Here is a 20405-nt window from a genome sequence, read left to right as displayed (position 1 = left end):
CGCGCGCGTGTTGGTCGTCAGAAGTTGGGGTTCGCAAGGAAGTAGAATAAACATGCGGAAAGCAGGATCGTGACAGGCAAGGTAACCAGCCAGGTGAGTGCGATACGCCATAGCATACCGCCTTGCACACCCTGGCCACCCGCTACCATCGTGCCGGCAATTCCCGACGTAATGATGTGAGTTGTACTGACCGGTAGTCCAGTAAAGCCAGCCGTGCCGATCAGCACCGAGCCGACCAGTTCCGCGCTGGCCCCTTGGCCCGGCGTCATATGTTGCCTGCCGAGCCGTTCGCCCAACGTACGTACCACGCGTTTGTAGCCAATCATCGTGCCGATACCCAGGCATAGCGCGCTTAGCACACGAACCCACCATGGCGCATATTGCACCGGCGGGCCCATTTTCTTCAGCAGATCCGTTGCCTGCGCCTTCTCGTCCTTGCTGGCACCGTTCTGCTCGCCGACGTGCTTGAGTTCAGAGAGCACATCGTACACGGCTCCGCGCAGTTGTGCCCGCACCGCCACCGTTTGCGGTGAATTCGCGGAATCGTCGCGGGTCTTGAGTTCGTGCGCCTCGCTGGCCAGTTGCGGGCCGGCGTTTTGCAGCAAGGTCGCGGACTTCAGCGCCTGATCCTTGACGTCGTCGCCATAGCGCTGAATCAGTGGAATTGCGGCTGCCGCGTTCTGGCTGAGTTCGGTCATCTGACCGGTGGCCTGTGGATTGAGCGCGTATGCAGCCGGCAGCAGACCGATGATCGTCAACATGATGAGGCCAATGCTTTTCTGACCGTCATTGGTGCCGTGCGAAAAGCTGACCGTGGTACACGTGAGAACCAGCAACCCTCTTAGCCACCAGACCGGTGGCTGGCCTTCCTTCGGTGTTTCGAACAGATGACCGCGCCGCACCACGAGCCGCATGATGCCGTACAGTCCGCCAGCCAGCAGCAGGCCCAGTATCGGCGAGATGGCGAGCCCCTTTAGTACGATCACGATCTGCTTCCAGTCCACTCCTTGCGTCATGCTGCGCGCCTTGATCAGCGCGTCGGCTGCCGCGACGCCGATCAGCGCGCCGATGATGCAATGTGAACTGCTATTGGGTATCGCAAACGCCCACGTCAGGATGTTCCAGAACAGGGCCGCCGCGAAAATCGACACCAGCATCGGGACGGCGGGCGAACCGTCCGGTGGCGTCAACACATCGGGCGGCAGTATTTCGACGAGCGCATAGGCGACAGAAATTCCCCCCACCATCACCCCGATAAAATTCATCAGACCGGACCAGATCACGGCCTGGCCAGGTTTGAGCGACTGCGTGTAGATGACGGTGGCGACCGCGTTGGAGGAATCATGGAAACCGTTGGTCGCCTCGAATGCCAGCACCATCACGAGACAGACGACCAGCATGGCGACGACGATGCCGGATGACGGCATGAAGTGAACGAGCATTTGCACTCCCGGAAGCGGTGGGGGGCAAAGTCGCGGATGTCGGCTGGCTGCTCCGTGAGTGCGAACGTTTCATCCTAGGTTGCCCCGATGAACCTTTTAAGTCAGCGACGGTGCGCTGCGTTTGCACCGTGCGACGACTGCGGCAGCACGGGGCATGCCTGCGAAGGGTTCATTTCCGCTCGTGGTGCGGTGCTTACTCGGCTGCAATCGAGGGCGGCGCGTGTTCGTCCATCGAATTGACCGCGAGCCGCTGTTCGGAGGCTTGCATCGAGTGCAGCGGAAGCGCAACAAACACGCTGATGCGACGCAGGATCTGCCGGAACACCTGTTCGAAGACACGCTTTTGCTCGGCGTCGTCGCTGCCTGCTGCGAGCGGGTCGGCAAAATTCCACTCGCAGAAGATCGGCTTGCCGGGAAACGCGGGCGCATGTGCTTCGCCGGCTTCTTCACACATTGCGATCACCACGTCCATCACGGGTGCATCTGCTTTCGTATAGACGTTCCAGCTTTTTGGCCGCACTCTGCCGAGATCGCCTATCGTGGGGCGTAGTTGTGCAAGCGTGAGGGGGTGCACGTCGTCGGCTGGTTCAATGCCGGCGCTAAACGCTTCAAAACGCTCGCCGCCGAGCTCGCGAAGCAGCGCTTCGGCCATGACGCTGCGCGCGGAATTCGCGCGGCACAGGAACAACACATTGCATTTCCGGCTCATCTGAACTACCCCCGTAATATTCTGGTGACAATCTTTGTTGAGAATTGTGCTGATGGAGTTTTGCGTACCTATGACAACTAACGCTTGAGGGCCGTTTGAATCACTTTGCCAAATCGATGTCGGTGCATTCACAGATGCATCGAAGCGTGGAAGAACTGTCTTTTGCATTTGTTGTTCTGTTGAACCAGCCGCTTGCGAGACTGGAGGCGGCGAATCGCTTCGAGCGATTGTGGAATGAGACCAACGAAGCCGCAAGCGCGAGCCTCGGTACCGAGCGCGCCGTGAGTTACATCGCTCTGCTGAAAGACATGGATACGCGGTGGCGCCGCCTGAGGGTGCTGAGCTAGATCGTGACGTCGAACGCGACGCATGGAAAGCAAAGGGCGAAGTATTAACGGCATCAAGCGAAAAAACTTTAGGGAAATCCTAAAGAAATTGCGCGTATTCAAGATTCGCAATAATTACGTTTTATTCCGCTTTAATTTCTTAGGCGTTTAAATCAGGGCGCTATCTTTAGTCATCGATCTGTCACATGCGGTCTACGATAATCTGGGCGCCCGGCAAAATCCGACCAACACAACCTATCCGGGCAGCTCTCATGAAGAGCAAAAATCACACGCCAGACCTCGGGGATTTGCATAAATGACTATCCGTCATCGCATCACGCTATTGGTAATTCTGATGTTTGTCGCACTGTCCGCCATCGGCGGCTATGCGGTCTATCAGACCCGGCACAGCGCCGCCGAGGTCAAGCAGGTCACAGAAGGGGTAGTGCCTAGCGCGCTCGCCTCGGCCGATCTGGTCTCTCAGGTTAAGGACGTGCAGCTCGCCATCATGACGCTCGTGTATGCGCCGGACGGCAACGTCGTCGCGCAGGCTCAGGACGAACTCACGAAGAAGAAAGCGACGTTGCAGCAGGCGCTTGCCTTGCAGGCTCACGACGCCGCCAGCCAGGCGCAGAAGGGTCTCGTATCTCAGGCCGCCGACAGCCTCGAGAACTATTTCTCGGCAATCGACGACACCGCCAAGATGAAGGCCGCCGGCAAGAACGAGCTGGCGCAGGCGTATCTGTTCGCGAACGTGGCCCAGTATCGCGACGAGCTCGAAGGCATCGTCGAGACGCTGCGCATCGAGAAGAACCGCGAGAAAGACGAGGCCATCACCACGCTAAACGGTACGCTGGCGACGACCACGACCGCCATTGCAATCGTCACCGGTATTGCGATCATCCTGCTGACGTCGATCGGTTCGCTGCTGTATCGCCAGATCACGCGACCGCTGACCCGCATGCAGGAGATGATGAGCGAGATCGCATCGAGCCAGGACTTCACACGCCGCGTGCCGGTGGGCCGCATGGACGAAATCGGTCACTCGATCGTGGCGTTCAACGGCATGATCGAGAAGATTCAGGAAAGCTCACTACAGCTCAAGCAGAAGACCGCGGACATTCAGGCGATGTTGCAGAACATGCAACAGGGCATTCTGACCGTGGTGGAAGGGGCGATGGTCCACTCCGAATATTCTGCCTATCTGGAAGCGATCTTCGAGACGAACGACATTGCTGGCCGCAGTCTGATGGACCTGGTGTTCGCGGGCACCGATCTCGGCGCGGACGTGTTGTCGCAAGTCGATGCCGCGAGCTTCGCGTGTCTCGGCGAAGATGCAATCAACTTTGCGTTCAACGAACACCTGCTGGTCACCGAAATCTCGAAGCGCATGCCCGATGGCCGCGTGAAGATTCTCGATCTGAACTGGTCGGCCATCACCGACGACAGCGACACGATCGTGCGTCTCATGCTGTGCATTCGCGACGTCACCGAGTTGCGCAAGCTCGCGGCAGAGGCCGGCGAGCAGAGGCGCCAGCTGGAAATGATCGGCGAAATTCTGGCGGTGAGCGAAGAGAAGTTCCATCACTTCATCGAGAGCTCCGCAGGCTTTATCAACGAGAACGAGCGCATCATTCGCCAGCATTCGCAGGCGGACCGCGAAGCGATCTCGGAGCTGTTCCGCAACATGCACACCATCAAGGGCAACGCGCGGACCTACAACCTGCAGCATCTGACCAACATCGTGCACGAGACTGAGCAGCGTTATCACGAATTGCGTCATTCGGAAGAGGTGCACGCGGCGTGGGATCAGGACAGTCTGATGCAGGAACTGGCCCGTGTGCGCGCCGCTGTCGAGAGCTACGCGACGATCAACGAAGTCAGCCTTGGCCGCAAGGGTGCGAGCCGCCGCGAAAGCGCGGAGCGTTTCCTGATGGTCGACATCGCGCATATTCAGGAGAGCCTGCGTTTGCTCGAAGCCGCGAAGGCCGACGATCTGCACGCTCTCCAGTCGATGCGCCACAACGTGCGTCAGGCTTTGCGCATTCTCGGTACGGAAAGCGTGGGCGAGGCGCTGTCTGGTGTGCTCGAATCTTTGCCTTCGTTGGCGCAGGAACTGGGCAAGGCAACGCCGCAAGTGCAGATTGACGACAACGGCTACCGCTTGCGGCGTGAGGCGGGTGGTGCGCTGAAGAACGTGTTTATGCACCTGCTGCGCAATTCCGTCGACCATGGTCTCGAAACCGCCGACGTGCGCACTGCGCAAGGCAAGCCCGCCGCGGGCGCGATCAATATCGAAGTGGGCATGCACGGGGAAACGGTGCAGATCACGCTCAGCGACGACGGCCGCGGCCTCGCGCTGCAGCGGATTCGCGGCATGGCGCTCGAGAAGGGCTGGATTGCAGCCGATCAGGAGCTGAGCGACGAGGAAATCGCCGAGATGATCTTCCGTCCGGGCTTCTCGACGGCCGATAAGGTTACCGAAGTATCGGGCCGCGGTGTCGGTATGGATGCTGTGCGCGACTTCCTCAGGCGTGAGCACGGCAGCATCGCCCTGCGCTTCACCGACGACCACAAGGGCGCCGGTTTCCGGCAGTTCCAGACCATCGTGAGCCTGCCGGCGAGCCTCGCGGTCGATACCGCGGGCATCCCGACACGCGGCGATGCGGACCAGCTGGAACTCGATACGCTGGCCGATTGAGCGGCTGACTCTTGCCGCTCACTGTAATTGACATTCGGAAGGATTGGCTGTGATTCAACAGGTTCTAGTAGCAGCGCTGGCCGGCAGCGCCGTCACCGCTCTCGTGGCACTGGCCGCGTACCGCCTGGCGAGCGCCAGGGCGGTGCACCGCTTGCGCGCGGAAGCAGATCGTCAGACGGCAACGCTATCGCAGGCGAGCGCCGCGCAACGCGAGTTGATCGGCGTGCACGAGCAACACATGCAGGAACTCGAAGCCACGCTCGCCCAGTTGCGCGACGAGCTGAAGACGCAGTCGGACAGCGCGGACGCAGTGCGCACGGAGCTGAAGGCCGCGCTCGACAGCAAGGACCAGTTGGGGCACAAGGCCGCTCAGCTTGCGGCGGAAGCCGCGCGCCTCAAAGGTCTGGCGGGCACGTTCGAACGCTGGCATGAACAGATGATCTCGCTGATGACGCAGAACCAGGACATGCACACGAAAAACCACGAGCTGTCTTCGATTGTTCGTCACGTGGTGATCGTTTCGTTGAATGCGTCGATCGAGGCGGCCCGTGCGGGCACGGCCGGCCGTGGCTTCGCGGTGGTGGCGAGCGAAGTGCGGGCACTCGCTGCGCGCTCGGAAGAGCTGTCGAAGAGTTACCGCGACAGTCTGCATAGAAACGACCTGACGACCACGGCGACCTTCCAGGACATCCAGGCAGGCGGCAAGATGATTGCCGCGTCGCTTTCGAGCGTCGAGTCGCTGGCTAACCAGTTTCACGCAACGCTTCACTAGCGGGTATCGACGTGATCAGTGCTCATGCAAAGGAAAGCGTTGAACACATCTTCTTCAGGGCGATCAGATCGCGCCTGACGATGGAGGCGAGCGACGTCTGCGAGATCGTCCCGGCGGATGCGCATGGCGCACACAGCCTGTCCGATGGCAACCTGGTTATCCTGACGATCTCCGGCATTGCGTTCCGTCTGCTGCTGATTCTTCAGTACGATGAAGACGAGCGTACGCAAAGCTACTTCCTAAGAGAAGAGTCGGAGCGTCCCTTCCTGGAAGTGTTTCTTGAGATCTGCAATCTGTGCTGTGGAGCCGTGAATCAGGAGTTGCTCCAGTACTTTCCGGATCTGGGCATGTCGACGCCTTATGTGCTGAGCGCACGTTGCAGGCCCTATCTGGAGGCGCTCAAGCCGGAGTTTCTGGCGTCGTATTCCGTGTCGATCAACGACGCCGTCAGGTTGGGGGCGACGATTTGCATGTGTGCGCATGCGCCGATCGATTTTGTCGCCGAAGCGAGCGCGCTCGAAGATACCAGCGGTGAACTTGAACTGTTTTGAAACCGGCCTCGACTTATTTTGATCGATGCCATAGGAAATAGACATGTCGAAAATTCTTGTTGTGGATGACTCGAGCACGGTGCGTGACGAGGTAGCCGGCTTCCTGAAGAAAAATGGTCTCGACGTCGATACGGCAGTGGACGGTAAGGACGGCCTCACCAAGCTCAAGGGCAATCCGGGCATCAGACTCGTGATCAGCGACGTCAACATGCCGAACATGGACGGCCTGACGATGGTCGAAAAGATTCGTGGTGAACTCGGCAACAGCACGGTCAACGTCATCATGCTGACCACCGAAAGCAGCCCGGCGATGAAGGAACGCGGCAAGGCAGCGGGCGTGAAGGGCTGGATCGTCAAGCCGTTCAAGGGCGATGCCGTGCTGGAGACGTTCAGGAAGCTGGCAAGCTGATTGACACCGGGTGTGCAGGGGCACTTAGCCTCCGCACGCGTGGATTGCCGCGGCTGCAATGGCCGCGGATTTGCGTCTCTCATTTCCTGGGAGCGCTTTAACACCCTCGCCGCGATGGCGGGGTTACGCCATGCCGTCAGCGAAATTCCGTGCGCTTCAGTATCATTGACACCGAATGGCCGGCGATGCGCGCCAGTCAGGAGCGAAAGATGGCGCGCGCGGAGGGCGGCCGAGCGGCCCCAGCTCGCGCGAAACATCAATAAAACACGGAGATTTGCAGTGACATCCGAACAAGTGATCGAGACATGGCTCGCCGAGGAGGCGGAGATTGTGAGCCGGCTGGAAGCGGGACCGGGCCCCGGACTGGCAAGCCCCGAACAGGTTGCCGGCAAGACCGGGCTGGAATTCCTGCAGGCCATGCTGCGCGGCGAAGTACCCTACGCAGCGATAGCGAAGACCCTGGACTTCACGATTGTGGAAGTCAGTGACGGCGGCTGCGTGTTTCAGGGTGAACCGCGGGCACAGCATCTGAACCCGCTCGGCACGATTCACGGCGGCTGGGTCGCCACGTTGCTCGATTCGGCACTCGGCTGTTCCGTACACACGAAGATGCCGCCTGGACGAGGCTATACCACGGCCGAACTCAGCGTGAACTACGTGAAGGGGCTGACGCCCCGCGTAAAACGTGTGCGCGCTGAGGGCAAAGTGATTCATTGCGGCCGCCAACTGGCAACCGCTGAAGCGCGCCTGGTCGGGCCCGACGGCACCTTGTATGCGCATGCTACGACGACCTGTCTCGTGTTCGAGATGCCCCAGCGATAACGCGCTTCCCTTTACATTGCGAGGATCATCATCGATTCCGAAACATCTCTCCGGGCTGCGGCCCGGCAAACCCAACCGGCAGCTGCGTCCGTACCCTTGTCCTCCATGCAGCCTGTCGTCTCTGTCACGAATCTCTCCAAGACCTACGCTTCCGGTTTCCACGCGCTTAAAAACATCAATCTGTCGATTCGCCGTGGCGAGATCTTCGCGTTGCTAGGACCGAACGGTGCCGGCAAAACCACGCTGATCAGTATCATTTGCGGCATCGTGAAGGCGTCGGAAGGCTCCGTGGTGGTGGACGGTCATGATATTGGCACGGCTTACCGGGCGGCGCGTTCGCTGATCGGGCTGGTGCCGCAAGAACTCACTACCGACGCGTTCGAGACGGTCTGGGCCACGGTTTCTTTTAGCCGCGGACTGTTCGGCAAACCGGCGAACCCTGCGTACATCGAGAAGGTGCTCAGGGACCTGTCGCTATGGGAAAAGCGTAACAACAAGATCATCCAGCTTTCGGGCGGCATGAAACGCCGTGTGCTGATCGCCAAGGCGCTCTCGCATGAACCACGCGTGCTGTTTCTCGACGAGCCCACGGCGGGTGTCGACGTCGAGTTGCGGCGCGACATGTGGCAACTGGTGCGCTCGCTGAGCGCGAGCGGTGTGACCATCATTCTCACCACGCACTATATCGACGAGGCCGAAGAAATGGCCGACCGCATCGGCGTGATCAACGCGGGCGAGATCATGCTGGTCGAAGACAAGGCCGAACTGATGCGCAAGCTCGGCAAGAAGCAACTGACACTGCAACTCGAAAGTCCGCTGGAACAGGTGCCGCCTGCGCTCGCCGACTATCGCCTCACGCTCTCCGCGGATGGCAACGAGTTGATCTACACCTACGACACGGAACGCGAGCAAAACAGCATCATTGCCTTGCTCAAAGCGCTGGAAGACGCAGGCATTCGCTTCAAGGATCTGCAGACGACGCAGAGTTCGCTCGAAGACATCTTTGTCAGTCTGCTCAGAGGTGATCAATGAACATTTACGCAATCCGCGCAATCTACAAGTTCGAAATGGCGCGCACCTGGCGCACGCTGATGCAGAGCATTATTGCGCCGGTGATTTCCACTTCGCTGTATTTCGTCGTGTTCGGCGCGGCAATCGGCTCGCGCATCAAGGAAGTGGACGGCATCACTTACGGCGCGTTCATCGTGCCGGGGCTGATCATGCTGTCGCTGTTGTCGCAAAGCATTTCGAACGCGTCGTTTGGGATCTACTTTCCACGGTTCACAGGAACGATCTACGAATTGTTGTCCGCGCCGGTCTCGTATCTCGAGATCGTGGTGAGCTACGTCGGTGCGGCTGCAACCAAATCGATTCTGCTGGGACTGATCATTCTCGCTACTGCCGGGCTCTTTGTGCCGTTGCAGGTGCTGCATCCGTTCTGGATGGTGCTGTTCCTGGTGCTCACCGCGGTGACGTTCAGCCTGTTTGGTTTTATCATCGGCATTTGGGCGGACAGTTTCGAGAAGCTGCAGCTCGTGCCGCTGCTGATCATCACGCCGCTGACGTTTCTCGGCGGAAGCTTCTATGCGGTCAATATGTTGCCGCGGTTCTGGAAGATCGTGACCCTGTTCAATCCGATCGTGTACCTGGTGAGTGGTTTTCGCTGGAGTTTTTACGGCTTGGCAGATGTGGACGTCGCGGTGAGTCTCGGCATGACCGCGCTGTTTCTGGCCATTTTTCTGGTTATCGTCGCATGGATCTTCAAGACGGGGTACCGGTTGAAGAGTTGACGGTCTGCTATGCTCCGGTCCGTCGATTCAGCCTTATCGACCCTGTCGCGCTGCATTAAGGATTTCCTGACCCGCGATTCAGCATCCATGTCGGGCATTTTCCACGCTTCCTGACTGCAACCCGTTGACCGCGCGCCTAGCATTGGATATCGAAATCGTTTATCCGGTTGGTGCGCCATGTTCCCCTATCTGTCCGAGCGCGAAAATGCAGTGGAGCAGATCAACTCGATCTGCATGCATCTGTTCGACACATGGTGTGAGCAGCGAAACGTTACCTCTCTGGCGTATCTGCTGCATTGCTGGCCATTGACCGATAGCGAGCCAGCATCGATTCGCAGGCTCGGCGAGACCTTATGGGAACTGCGCAAAACCCACAGTGAAATGCTAGGTGGCGCGGTCGAGCGGACCTTGCTGAATGTGGCAGATCTGGTGGACGAGGTCCTGTTACACGCCTCGATACCGGATACGCTCGCCATGGCAGGCTGATCTGTATGATCTAACAGGCTGGCAAGCCGGCTAGCGCAGCGAATTGGGATCGAACCAGAGATCCTTGCGTGACAACGGAACCCATGCCGGCAAGTACGGATTCTTGAGCTCGATGACGGTGCGATCCGGCAGTTTGAGATCGATGAGTTGCCGGGCGAAGTGCTGGTTGAAGAACGCGTCGAAGCTGCCGTCTTTTTTCATCTGCTCGAGCCCATCGCGGATACGGGCGGCGAGCCGCGGCTCCGACTTGCTGACATAAAAGAACTGCGCGAACGGATAGCGGATCAGCAGGTGCCGATCTATCACGAGGCGCGGATACTGAGGGCCATAGGCAAGTACTTCCCCCGGGGCTTCCGTGACGCCCCGTGGAAACAGGTCGAAACGTCCATGTAAAAGCATCAGAAAAAGCGATTCGTAGGTTTGTGCAGTTCTTACGGGCACATGGTTGTATTCATAGACGCGGACGTCGCCCCAGTTGCTTCCCTGGCCGACCGACAGCGTGCGGAGTTGCTCGAGCGTCTGAACGGCGTCGATCTTCGACTGGTTATCCGAGTCGATCAGCGCAACGCGGTAGCCGAGCAGTCCCTTGTCGATCGGGAACGGAACGGGAATCATGTCCTCGTCGAATTCCTTGTGCCCTGCATCGCTGATCATGATGTTGATACGGTCGCCCTTCAGGGCTTCTTCATGCGAACGCGCGACCGAAATGGTTTCGGTGTAGGGCTCTTCGACGTAAGGGCCGTAGGCTGGCGTCGTACGTTTGAGTACTTCCGTAAGGAGTTCGAATGGGTAGGCGTAGCGAACCCGGAATTCATCAGACTTTAGCGGTTTGACGGTATCCAGGGCGAACGCGGGCAGGACGGTCGCAGCGCAGACAAGCAGCCCCGCGGCGAGGCCACGCACCACCGAGAGGGCGCTTCGGCGCCGTGGCGCGCTGCTACCCGGCGCTCTATGGGTAGACCGCGGATCGGCAACGAGTGCAGAATAGGGAAAACGAGAACCAGGGCACTCGCGGGGGAATATGGCTCTCAACACGTTCGGCGCATGGTGGAGTTCGCTCAATCGCTTTCGCCACAGCGTGGTTCTGCGGCTTCTCGCGACGGTATTCCTTTTCAGCTGCGTAGTCACGCTTTTGCTGACTGCGTTGCAACTCTACCGTGATTATGACCGAGGAATCGAACGGGTCCAAAATCGTCTCGCGGACATCGACAGAAGCTACAGCGGCGGCGTCGGCGAGGCGCTCTGGCGGCTCGATCAGCCGCAACTGCAAATCGAGCTGGACGGCATTCTGCGTCTCGAAGATATCTGCGCTGCCGAGGTTATCGAAGCCGGTGCGGGTGCCGCGCCGATGGTCGTGACGGCGGGGCGGCGCACGGCTGGTCCGGCAATAGCCCGCGAATTTCCGCTGCTTTACCGGGTGCAGGGCAAGGATCAGCGGATCGGCACGCTCTATGTCCAGGCCACCCTGGCTAATCTGTACCACGAACTGACGCATACGGCGCTGCTCATTCTGGTGAGCCAGGCGGCCAATACGTTCCTCGTTTCGCTGTTTGCAATCTACATCCTGTCCCGGCTCGTGACGCGGCATCTTGCTGCGATCGCGAGCGGTGTCGGCGACTACGACTTTCACGAGACGCCGCAGCCGCTTGGCCTGCAACGGCGGGCACCCAATGCGCCGGATGAACTCGATCGCGTGGTGGCGGCGTTCAACGCGATGGGCGCGCGGCTGCATCGTGCGTATCTCGAGGAGCGCGCGGCCGCAAGGGAGCGCGAGGCACGCCAGGCCGCCGAGGCGGCGAATCGCGCCAAGGGCGAATTCCTCGCCAATATGAGCCACGAATTGCGCACGCCGCTGAACGGCATTCTCGGCTACGCCCAGATCTTGCGGCGTGACCCTGCGCTCGGCGAGCGGCAGCTCGAAGGTGTTGCGGTGATCCAGCGCAGTGGCGAGCACCTGTTGACGCTGATCGACGACACGCTCGACTTCGCAAAGATCGAAGCCGGCAAATTGCGCGTCCAGATCGGCGACGTGCCGCTGGTGGGGCTGGTTGACGTGCTGCGCGAGATCATCGGCGTGAAGGCGGAGCAGAAGGGTCTGGATTTCATCTGCGAAATCGCCGGCGATGCGCCTGCCGGCGTGCGTGCAGACGGACAGCGCCTGCGCCAGGTGCTGCTCAATCTGCTCGCGAATGCCGTCAAATTCACGGACCATGGCAGCGTGAGTCTGCATATCATGAGGGCTGAGCCGGGGGCGGTGCGCTTCGAGGTACGGGACACGGGTGTCGGCATGCTCGCTGAGCAGTTGGAGACGATTTTCGAGCCCTTTGAACAGGTCGGCCGGCCCGAGCGCCGGGTTGGCGGCACCGGGCTGGGTCTTGCGATCAGCCGCCAGTTCGTCCGCGCAATGGGTGGCGAGATTCACGTCGAAAGCCGGGTTGGAGAAGGCAGCCTGTTCTGGTTCGAGCTTGCGGCGGCGCTCGCGCTGCCGGACGCCCCGGTGACTGCGCTCCCCGCGCGGGATGTGACGGGCTACGACGGTCCTCGCAGGAAGGTGCTGGTGATCGACGACGTGCCGGTCAATCGTGCGGTTGTCATTACGTTGCTCGAGCGGCTCGGGTTCGACACCGTCGAAGCGGCGACCGGCCGTGAAGGGCTTGAACAGGCCCAACACGAGCAGCCGTCGCTGATTGTTACAGACATCGTGATGCCCGACATGGATGGCCTCGAGGTGACGCAGCGGCTGCGCCAGTCGCCGGGCATTGCGGATGTGCCGATCATCGCGGTGTCCGCGAGTCCGTCCGGCACTGACGAGAAACGGAGCCTCGACGCCGGCGTGAATGCCTTTCTCCCGAAGCCAGTCGATTTCGACCGGCTGCTTGAGAAGATCGCGGCGTTGCTCGGCCTGGAGTGGACGTATGCAACAGCACCGGCGACGGCACCCGCAACGGCGCAACAGGGCGTGTCGTTGTCCGAAGCGAGTCTTGCCGTGCCGCCGCAGGAAATGAACGAGTTGCACCGCCTCGCCCGGCATGGCGACATGAGGGAAATTTCGCTCTGGAGCGAGCGCGTCGCGGCACTCGACGCACGCTATGTCCCGTTCGCGGAGCAGGTGCGTCTACTGGCGAAGGGCTACCAGTCGAAGGCGATTCTTGAGTTGGTCGAACAAAATCTTGTGCAAAGGCCGGCACCATGAGCGACACAACGGGCCAACTCAGCGAGCAGCCCACCATCCTCATCGCCGACGATACGCCCGCCAATCTGGGCGTCGTCGTCGACAGTCTGACTGAACGCGGCTTTCGCGTCCTTGTCGCGCTCGACGGCGCGGAAGCGCTCGAGCGCGCTCAGTTCTCGCAACCTGATCTGATTCTGCTCGACGTCAAGATGCCCGGCATCGACGGCTTCGAAACCTGCCGGCGCCTGAAGATGGACGATCGCACCCGCGACATTGCGGTGATCTTCATGACCTCGCGTACCGGCAGCGAGGACATGGTCGAAGGATTTTCTGCGGGCGGCGTCGATTACCTGACCAAGCCCGTACACGTAGAGGAAATGATCGCGCGCGTCAGCACACATCTCGCACTGCGAACGATGCACAAGCAACTGGTTGTGCAGAACCGGCAACTGCTCGCGGAGGTGTCGGTGCGTCAGCAGGCCGAGGCAGCATTATCGCGTGCGCGCGACCAGCTGGAGGGGCGCGTCGCGCTGCGCACCGCCGAACTGGCACGGGCGAACCAGAGTCTGCTGGCGCAGGTCGAGGAGCGCAGACGCGCCGAGGCGAAACTGCTGTCGAGCGAGGCGCGTTTTCGTGCGATTGTCGAGACGAGCCCGGTGCCGTTGTGCATTACCTCGATGCCGGGCGGGCAGCTTCTCTATACGAACGGGCCGTTCCAGGAACTGTTCGGACTCGACCTGCTCAACGACGCTGCGAATGTCGTGGACTTTTACGCCGATCCGCTGGAGCGCGACAGCCTGGTCGATCATTTGCAGCGCGAGGGGAGTTTTCACAACAGCGAGATTCAGTTCACGCGGCCAGATGGCTCGGTATTCTGGGCGATGGCGACGGCCCGCGTGGCGACCTACAACGAGGCGCCCGCCATTTACGTCGGCCTGAACGACATCACGGAGCGCAAGCGCATCGAACAGGCGCTGCTCGAATCGCGGGAACAGCTACGCGAGCTGTCGGCCTACATGGAAGCGATTCGCGAAGAAGAAAGAAAGCGCATCGCGATGGAGATTCACGACGAACTGGGGCAACTCCTCACGGCGTTGAAAATGGATGTCTCGCTGCTCAAGATGCGGCTCGCTGGCGACTCGGATGCGGCGAAAAAGGCCGACGACATGCGCGAACTGGTTGAAACGACCATCTGGATGGTGCGCAACGTGGCGAGCCATCTGCGGCCCGCTGCGCTCAATTTCGGCATCGTTTCCGCGCTCGAGTGGCTGGTTGAAGATTTCAGCCGGCGTAACAACATTCCCTGCCAGTTTCGCATCAACGGCAGCGAGCCTGTGCTTCCGGATGCTCATGCAACGGCGGTATTTCGCATCGTTCAGGCCTCGCTCACGAATGTTGCGCGCCATGCCCGCGCCACCAGGGCAGACGTTACGCTAACGCGCTCCGCGAACGGCCTCGATCTGCACGTGAGCGACGACGGCTGCGGTTTCGATCAGGATGCAGCGCGCAAAGGCGATTCTTACGGTGTGCTTGGCATGCGCGAACGCGCCCGCCTGATTGGCGCCTCGCTGCTGATCGACAGTTCACCCGGTACAGGTACCTCAGTTTCGATTCACATTCCGCTAGACGAAGAACCTCACACATGATCAAGATACTTATTGCAGACGACCACGCTATCGTGCGCGGCGGACTGAAGCAGATCATCGCGACGACCGCCGACATCGTCGTGAACGGAGAGGCGGCACAAGGCTCCGAAGTCGTCGACAAGCTGCGCACGTGCGAGATCGACCTGTTGCTGCTCGACATGACCATGCCGGGCATCAGCGGCGTCGACCTGATCCGGCGCGTGCGTGCCGAGCAGCCTTCGTTGCCGGTGCTGGTGCTGAGCATCCACAACGAGGCTCAGGTGGTGTCGCGGGCCTTGCGCGCGGGCGCGACCGGCTATGTGACGAAGGATAGCGATCCCGAGGTCCTGCTTACCGCGATTCGCAAACTGGCAAGCGGCGGCCGCTTTATCGACCCGAAGCTGGTTGACGCGATCATCTTCGAGACGCACTCGGGCGATGCACCGCCGCACGAAATTCTGTCCGACCGCGAATTTCAGGTGCTGCAGATGCTGGCGTCGGGCAAAAGCATCAACGACATCGCCGAGGCCCTCGCGCTCAGCGCGAAAACCATCAGTACTCACAAGATGCGTCTCATGCAAAAGCTGGGTCTTGCGAACAACGCCGAGCTGATCCGCTATGCGATCAGGCACGGTCTGGCCGCCGAGTAGCCAGCGCGCATTAAATGTCTAAGGATTATTAGGGAAATCCTGAGTGGAGAATCAGCCGATCCGGCGTCCAACATCCGCCACTCCCGATACAGGTGCATTTCCGTTGACCCTACGATGCTTTCATGGGCACCTCGGAGGGGCTATGAGTACTGCGGAAAGGTCGTTGCGTTTTCTGGTCGAGAAGTGGCTTGGTGCGGCCAGCGCCCAACCGCTCCGCGTATTGATGACACAACGTTCGCAATCCGGCCGCATTTGCCGGGTGTGCATCGAAGCGAACTGCCCGAGTGGTCCAGTCACCCTGTTTTTCTTCCGCCATGACGACGGCAGCTGGCATGTTTTCCCGCCAGCGAATCGCCAGCCTGCAATGAGCGTTGGCCGGTTAGCCGCCTGATGGCATGACCAAGGGGAAGGAGAGATCATGGCTTACGACGAATATATCGGACTGCCGCAGTATGTGGTCGACCTGCGCGCGTGGATCACTGCGTGGTACGAACATGCGGTCAAGGTCGGCTTTATCCGGCCGCCGTTTACGCTCGACGAAGCGGTTGCGGACCGGCTCGAAGGGTATTTCAAGGTCGGCCTCACACCGGTGGAAGGCGCGGATGTGATCTTCGGCGTGATGCATTGAGCTTACGGTTAGCGGCGCGCGTCGGCGCTGCCGCTAAAGCGCTTTACCATTGCGCAGCGTGGCTGCGAGGCACAGATCGGGGTAGGCCGCGTCGACGCGAATCATGTCGGCATGCACTTCCTCGATGATCCAGTCGCGCAGCGCAGCCACTACCGGGCGCAACGGACGGCTCGCCGGCCACACCAGACAGCAGCGCCGGTCCGTCACGATCAGTTCGTGCTCAGCTGGGATCAGCGCACCGTCGGCCAGCCAGTGCGACAGCACGTTCAACCAGCCCAGCGCGACTCCCTGGCCCAGCAAGGCGGCCTGCACCACGATCGCATAGTCGGAAAAGCTCAGCACGTTCGCGGCCCTGCGCTGATGCTCGGCGAACGCGGCGAAACGTTCCTGCCAGCCGCGTTCGCCGTCATCCATGTTTATTACGGTGTCGTCGTGCGGACTGCCGGCGTCCAGCAACAGTTGCTCGTGATAGCGGCGATTGCATACGGGTAGCAGGACTTCTGGCATCACGAGCGCCGAGTGCTCGTCGATTTCTTCGTCGGTCCTGAAGCGCATACCGAGGTCGACGTCGACGAGCGGCCCGCCAATGCGGCCTGAAATCAGCTGGAAACGCAGATCGACGCCCGGAAACGCCTGGTTCAGGCGGTTCATGCGCGGCATCAGCCAATGTGTGGTGAAAGCGGTCGAAACCGAGAGGGTCACCGTTTCGATGCCGGTTGCCCTGGCCTCGATTTCGTGGATTGCGGATTCGATCCCGCCAAACCCCTCCGAAATCTTCCGATACAGGATCTTGCCGTTCTCGGTCAGTTCGATGCCGCCGCGCACGCGCTCGAACAGTTGCACCCCAAGGTGGTCTTCCATGCGCGCCAGCATGCGGCTCACGGCCGGCTGGCTGACATATAGCTCTTCGGCGGCACGCGTGAAGTTGCCGCACCGCGCCGCGGCCTCGAACACGAACAGGGCATTGGCGCTGGGGAGTTTGCGGCGGAGATTGGGCATGACGTGATGTTATGCCTGATCCAACAATTTGGGAATTGCTGACGAAATAACAGCCACGTATATTTTTCTAACCGATGGTCCTGTGGACGGGAAACAAGCATGGACGCAAGAGCGAAAGCAGACGTGTCGATCCGTTCGGCAGCGCGGCGCTACGGTCCGGTGGTCGCGCTCGACGACGTGTCCATCGACATCGCGCCGGGCGAATTCGTTTCGCTGCTCGGGCCGTCCGGGTCGGGCAAGACCACGCTGCTCGGCATTCTGGGCGGCTTCGTGCAGCCGAGTTCGGGCTCGGTATGGGTGGGTGGCCGTGATATTACATTTGCGCCGCCGCATAAACGCGACATCGGCATCGTGTTTCAGAACTACGCGCTGTTTCCGCATATGACGGTCGGCGAGAACGTCGCCTATCCGCTGCGCGCGCGCCGCCAGCCGAAGTCGGGCTGGGCGAAGAAAGTATCGGATGCGCTCGCGATGGTCGAGTTGAGCGGCTACGAAGGCCGGCGCATTGCGCAGCTATCCGGTGGCCAGCGTCAGCGCGTGGCGCTCGCCCGCGCCATGGTATTCGAGCCGCAACTGATCCTGATGGACGAGCCGCTCTCCGCGCTCGACAAGCAACTGCGCGAAACCATGCAGATCGAATTGCGCCGCCTGCACAGAAAGCTGGGCGCGACGATCGTCTATGTGACGCACGATCAGCGCGAGGCGCTGACGATGAGCGACCGCGTTGCCGTGTTGCGCAACGGCCGCCTCGTGCAGGTCGATACGCCTGAGCATCTGTACGACCGGCCGCGCGATGCCTTTGTGGCGAGTTTTATCGGTGAAGCGACATTGTTGAGCGTGACACGTGCCGGCGCCGATGCGGTGCTGCTCGGGGCGACCGTGCTGCGCACAGCGCATCCGTTGCCGCGTGCCGAGGCTTTGCTGCTGGCGGTGCAGACGGAGAAGCTGCGCATCCACGACAGTCGTGATGACAACGGCGCGCAGCTCAACCAGTTGCGTTGCCGCGTGACCGAGGTGCTGTATCAGGGCGAAAGCCTGCGCGTCTTCGCGACGCTGCCGGATGGTACGGCAATCAGCTTGCGCCAGCCGGGCAGTTACCACGCCCGTCTGCAGATTCCCGCGCCCGGCATGGAGATGACCGTGGTGCTCGACCCGCAGGACACCATAGTCGTGCCGGCCTGATTCATGTGCCCGGATTGCCGGGCTCTCTCATCCAGGGTTCACATCAAACTGAAGAGGAATACGAATGAAAAAGCTGACCGATTTCAAGGTGCTGACGTTCGATGTCGTCGGCACGCTGATCAACTTTGAAAAAGGCGTGCTGGAATCGGTCCGGCGGCTCGGCGGCGAAGCAGCCCGCAACTTGACCGACGACCAGATCTTCGAACCGTACATCCGTGGCCGCGCGACGTATCCGGGCCGCTCCAGCCACGCGATGGCGAGCGTCTACCAGTCGCTGGCGGCTGAACTGGGCCTGCCCGCCGATCCGCAGACGGCCGCTGCTTTTCAGCGCGACGTGCTCGACTGGCCCGCGTTTGACGATTCGGTGGCGGCGTTGCAGCGCCTGCGCCGGCACTTCCGGCTGGTGGCAATGACCAATGCCGATCGCGTGGCCTTGTCTGCGTATGCGCACACGCTTGGCGATCCGTTCGACGACAGCGTTACCGCCGACGAAACCGGTGTTGCGAAGCCGGACCCGCAGTTCTTCGCCTATAACCGCGGACGCCAGTCCGCCTTCGGCTACAAGTTCGGCGACATCCTTCACGTTGCGCAAAGCCAGTACCACGACATCGGCGTGGCTCGCGAGCTTGGGTATACGGTGTGCTGGATCGAGCGCCGTCAGGGGCTGCAAGGGTTTGGCGCCACACCGATACCCGAGCGCGTGACTACACCCGACTTCAGGTTTGCGACGCTCAAGGCACTCGCTGACGCGGTCGAGGCCGAGGAGCAGGTCGCCGCATGAAGCCGCCTGCCGCCCGGCAGTCCGCTGCGTCGCTGTGGTCCGCGATGGGCGGCGCGACGGCGCCCGTTAGCACCGGTGCACCGTTGGCCCGCGATCTGGTGACCGAGGTGGCGGTGATCGGCGCCGGCTATTCGGGGCTTTGTGCTGCGTACGCATTGCAAAAACGCGGCGCGGAGACGGTGGTGCTCGACGCCAACCCGGTCGGTTGGGGCGCGAGTGGCCGTAACGGTGGCGTGGTGTCGTCGAAATTCCGCCTCTCGTTTCCGACCATCGCACGGCTGCATGGCATTGATACGGCCCGCACGATGCATCGCCTCGCGCACGAAGGCGTGCGAGTGGTTGAGTCGCTGGTCGATGAATTCAAGCTTCACGACGCGCATTTTCAGCACACTGGCAGCTTGCGCTGCGCGCATACGGAGCGCGCTTTCGCAACGATTCGTGCCGAAGCGGACTGGGTGCGACAGGCGCTCGGCGATACGTCGATGTCCGTGCAATCGCGGGCCGAGGTGGCGCGCGAGACCGGTTCGAGTGCTTTCGTCGGCGGCGTATTGAGCGCCGACGCCGGCACGATCCTGCCGTTGCGCTACGTGCAGGGTATCGCCGCCGGCTTGACGACCCGCAAGGTGCCGATCTACGAGTCGAGTCCGGCGATCGACATGCAGCGCGACGGCGAAGGCGTGCTGATACGCACGCCGGGCGGCACGGTGCGGGCCAAACAGGTGATAGTCGCGACGAACGCGTATTCCAGTCTGACGCCGGCCACCGGTGCTTATCAGCGTACGCTCGTGCCGTTTCGCAGCGCGATCATTGCAACTGAGCGTCTACCCGCCGAACTCGATGCACGTCTGATGGTGGAGCAGCGCAGCTATACCGAAACGCGGCGCATGATGAAGTGGTTTCGTAAGGCAGATGGCCGGATGGTGTTCGGTGGACGCGATGCGTTTGGCAAGGAAGGACAACTCGCCGGTTTTGATGCGCTGCAGCGCGCGATGGTCGCGCTGTTTCCGGATCTCGCCGGTGTAAAGGTGGAGTACCGCTGGTCGGGTTACGTCGGCATGACCTTCGATCAATTGCCGCATATCGGGCGCAGCGATGCTGTCACGACATTTTGTCTGGGGTACAACGGAGCAGGTGTGGCGATGGCCAGCCTGCTCGGTCAGCAGGCGGCGGCGCTCGCGCTCGGCGACAAGCCGGAATTGTCGCTGCTCGCAACGAACGGTTTGCAACCGGTGCCTTTTCATGCGTTGCGCTCGCCGGGTGTGCGGATGGTCGCGGCGTGGTATCAGTTTCTCGATGCAATAGGTGCGTGATGTCAGCTCAGCGCGACGCTACCGCGGGGCGAACTTCTGCAGGAGACGGG

Annotated in this window: 20 protein-coding genes; 16 read left to right on the top strand and 4 right to left on the bottom strand. The window is 61.0% G+C overall.

All coding sequences use genetic code 11. From position 1 onward, the window contains the following. Window positions 1-17: 17 nt before the first annotated feature. On the bottom strand, window positions 18-1442 hold the full coding sequence (locus tag P3T17_RS18030; protein ID WP_429286008.1) for an inorganic phosphate transporter: 1425 nt from the start codon (window positions 1440-1442) through the stop codon (window positions 18-20). 193 nt (window positions 1443-1635) lie between these two features. Next, window positions 1636-2151 (bottom strand): arsenate reductase ArsC, encoded by a 516-nt coding sequence (locus P3T17_RS18025; protein WP_429408279.1) that lies wholly within the window; start codon window positions 2149-2151, stop codon window positions 1636-1638. Between the two features lie 146 nt (window positions 2152-2297). On the opposite strand from P3T17_RS18025, the gene P3T17_RS18020 reads away from it, so the two are divergent. The 9 genes from P3T17_RS18020 to P3T17_RS17980 all read left to right on the top strand — a co-directional run bounded on the left by P3T17_RS18020 (window position 2298) and on the right by P3T17_RS17980 (window position 10008). Then, entirely contained in the window at window positions 2298-2498 is a 201-nt protein-coding gene (locus tag P3T17_RS18020; RefSeq protein ID WP_254369064.1) for a hypothetical protein, read from the top strand. A 295-nt stretch (window positions 2499-2793) separates the two neighbouring features. Further along, window positions 2794-5178: an ATP-binding protein gene (locus P3T17_RS18015; RefSeq protein ID WP_429408278.1), complete on the top strand. Its 2385-nt coding sequence runs from the start codon at window positions 2794-2796 to the stop codon at window positions 5176-5178. 49 nt (window positions 5179-5227) lie between these two features. Further along, window positions 5228-5950: a methyl-accepting chemotaxis protein gene (locus tag P3T17_RS18010; RefSeq protein ID WP_429286005.1), complete on the top strand. Its 723-nt coding sequence runs from the start codon at window positions 5228-5230 to the stop codon at window positions 5948-5950. An 11-nt stretch (window positions 5951-5961) separates the two neighbouring features. Next, the gene (locus P3T17_RS18005) at window positions 5962-6501 is read left to right on the top strand and encodes a hypothetical protein (RefSeq protein ID WP_429408276.1); all 540 of its coding nucleotides are present in this window, start codon (window positions 5962-5964) and stop codon (window positions 6499-6501) included. A 43-nt stretch (window positions 6502-6544) separates the two neighbouring features. Beyond that, window positions 6545-6910: a response regulator gene (locus tag P3T17_RS18000; protein ID WP_074269162.1), complete on the top strand. Its 366-nt coding sequence runs from the start codon at window positions 6545-6547 to the stop codon at window positions 6908-6910. Between the two features lie 279 nt (window positions 6911-7189). Then, a complete protein-coding gene (locus tag P3T17_RS17995) occupies window positions 7190-7732 on the top strand; it encodes a PaaI family thioesterase (RefSeq protein ID WP_429286004.1) in 543 nt (180 codons plus the stop codon). A gap of 105 nt (window positions 7733-7837) precedes the next feature. Next, a complete protein-coding gene (locus P3T17_RS17990) occupies window positions 7838-8764 on the top strand; it encodes an ABC transporter ATP-binding protein (protein ID WP_074269161.1) in 927 nt (308 codons plus the stop codon). Continuing rightward, on the top strand, window positions 8761-9522 hold the full coding sequence (locus P3T17_RS17985; RefSeq protein ID WP_429408274.1) for an ABC transporter permease: 762 nt from the start codon (window positions 8761-8763) through the stop codon (window positions 9520-9522). Before P3T17_RS17990 ends, P3T17_RS17985 begins: the two co-directional genes overlap by 4 nt. A gap of 177 nt (window positions 9523-9699) precedes the next feature. Next, a complete protein-coding gene (locus P3T17_RS17980) occupies window positions 9700-10008 on the top strand; it encodes a hypothetical protein (protein ID WP_429286003.1) in 309 nt (102 codons plus the stop codon). A 30-nt stretch (window positions 10009-10038) separates the two neighbouring features. Here the strand turns inward: P3T17_RS17980 and P3T17_RS17975 are convergent, their stop codons facing one another. Continuing rightward, window positions 10039-11070: a substrate-binding periplasmic protein gene (locus P3T17_RS17975; protein WP_143787715.1), complete on the bottom strand. Its 1032-nt coding sequence runs from the start codon at window positions 11068-11070 to the stop codon at window positions 10039-10041. Here P3T17_RS17975 and P3T17_RS17970 point away from each other — a divergent pair. The 4 genes from P3T17_RS17970 (at window position 11030) to P3T17_RS17955 (ending at window position 16083) form a co-directional block, all read left to right on the top strand. Further along, complete coding sequence (locus P3T17_RS17970; RefSeq protein ID WP_429408272.1) at window positions 11030-13201, top strand: ATP-binding protein; 2172 nt, start codon at window positions 11030-11032, stop codon at window positions 13199-13201. The two genes, P3T17_RS17975 and P3T17_RS17970, sit on opposite strands and share 41 nt — an antisense overlap. Beyond that, on the top strand, window positions 13198-14826 hold the full coding sequence (locus tag P3T17_RS17965; RefSeq protein WP_074269156.1) for a hybrid sensor histidine kinase/response regulator: 1629 nt from the start codon (window positions 13198-13200) through the stop codon (window positions 14824-14826). Before P3T17_RS17970 ends, P3T17_RS17965 begins: the two co-directional genes overlap by 4 nt. Further along, a complete protein-coding gene (locus P3T17_RS17960; protein ID WP_429408270.1) occupies window positions 14823-15455 on the top strand; it encodes a response regulator in 633 nt (210 codons plus the stop codon). The genes P3T17_RS17965 and P3T17_RS17960 overlap by 4 nt, the downstream gene beginning before the upstream one ends. Window positions 15456-15873: 418 nt before the next feature. Continuing rightward, window positions 15874-16083 carry a hypothetical protein gene (locus tag P3T17_RS17955; protein WP_074269153.1) on the top strand — a complete coding sequence of 70 codons (210 nt, stop codon included), beginning with the start codon at window positions 15874-15876 and terminating at the stop codon, window positions 16081-16083. Between the two features lie 33 nt (window positions 16084-16116). Here the strand turns inward: P3T17_RS17955 and P3T17_RS17950 are convergent, their stop codons facing one another. Further along, complete coding sequence (locus P3T17_RS17950; RefSeq protein ID WP_429408269.1) at window positions 16117-17082, bottom strand: LysR family transcriptional regulator; 966 nt, start codon at window positions 17080-17082, stop codon at window positions 16117-16119. Between the two features lie 99 nt (window positions 17083-17181). Here P3T17_RS17950 and P3T17_RS17945 point away from each other — a divergent pair, with 99 nt between their 5' ends. The 3 genes from P3T17_RS17945 (at window position 17182) to P3T17_RS17935 (ending at window position 20355) form a co-directional block, all read left to right on the top strand. Beyond that, window positions 17182-18264, top strand: coding sequence for an ABC transporter ATP-binding protein (locus tag P3T17_RS17945; protein WP_074269151.1), 1083 nt, complete (start codon window positions 17182-17184; stop codon window positions 18262-18264). A gap of 64 nt (window positions 18265-18328) precedes the next feature. Next, window positions 18329-19045: an HAD-IA family hydrolase gene (locus tag P3T17_RS17940; protein WP_074269150.1), complete on the top strand. Its 717-nt coding sequence runs from the start codon at window positions 18329-18331 to the stop codon at window positions 19043-19045. After that, window positions 19042-20355 carry an FAD-dependent oxidoreductase gene (locus P3T17_RS17935; protein ID WP_429408266.1) on the top strand — a complete coding sequence of 438 codons (1314 nt, stop codon included), beginning with the start codon at window positions 19042-19044 and terminating at the stop codon, window positions 20353-20355. The genes P3T17_RS17940 and P3T17_RS17935 overlap by 4 nt, the downstream gene beginning before the upstream one ends. Window positions 20356-20405: the final 50 nt, after the last annotated feature.

The sequence above is a fragment of the Paraburkholderia sp. GAS82 genome, assembly GCF_050436285.1.
GTDB lineage: Bacteria > Pseudomonadota > Gammaproteobacteria > Burkholderiales > Burkholderiaceae > Paraburkholderia > Paraburkholderia phenazinium_B.
The sequence above is the reverse complement of the archived record's forward strand: the minus strand, read 5'-3'. Positions and strand labels throughout refer to the sequence as shown.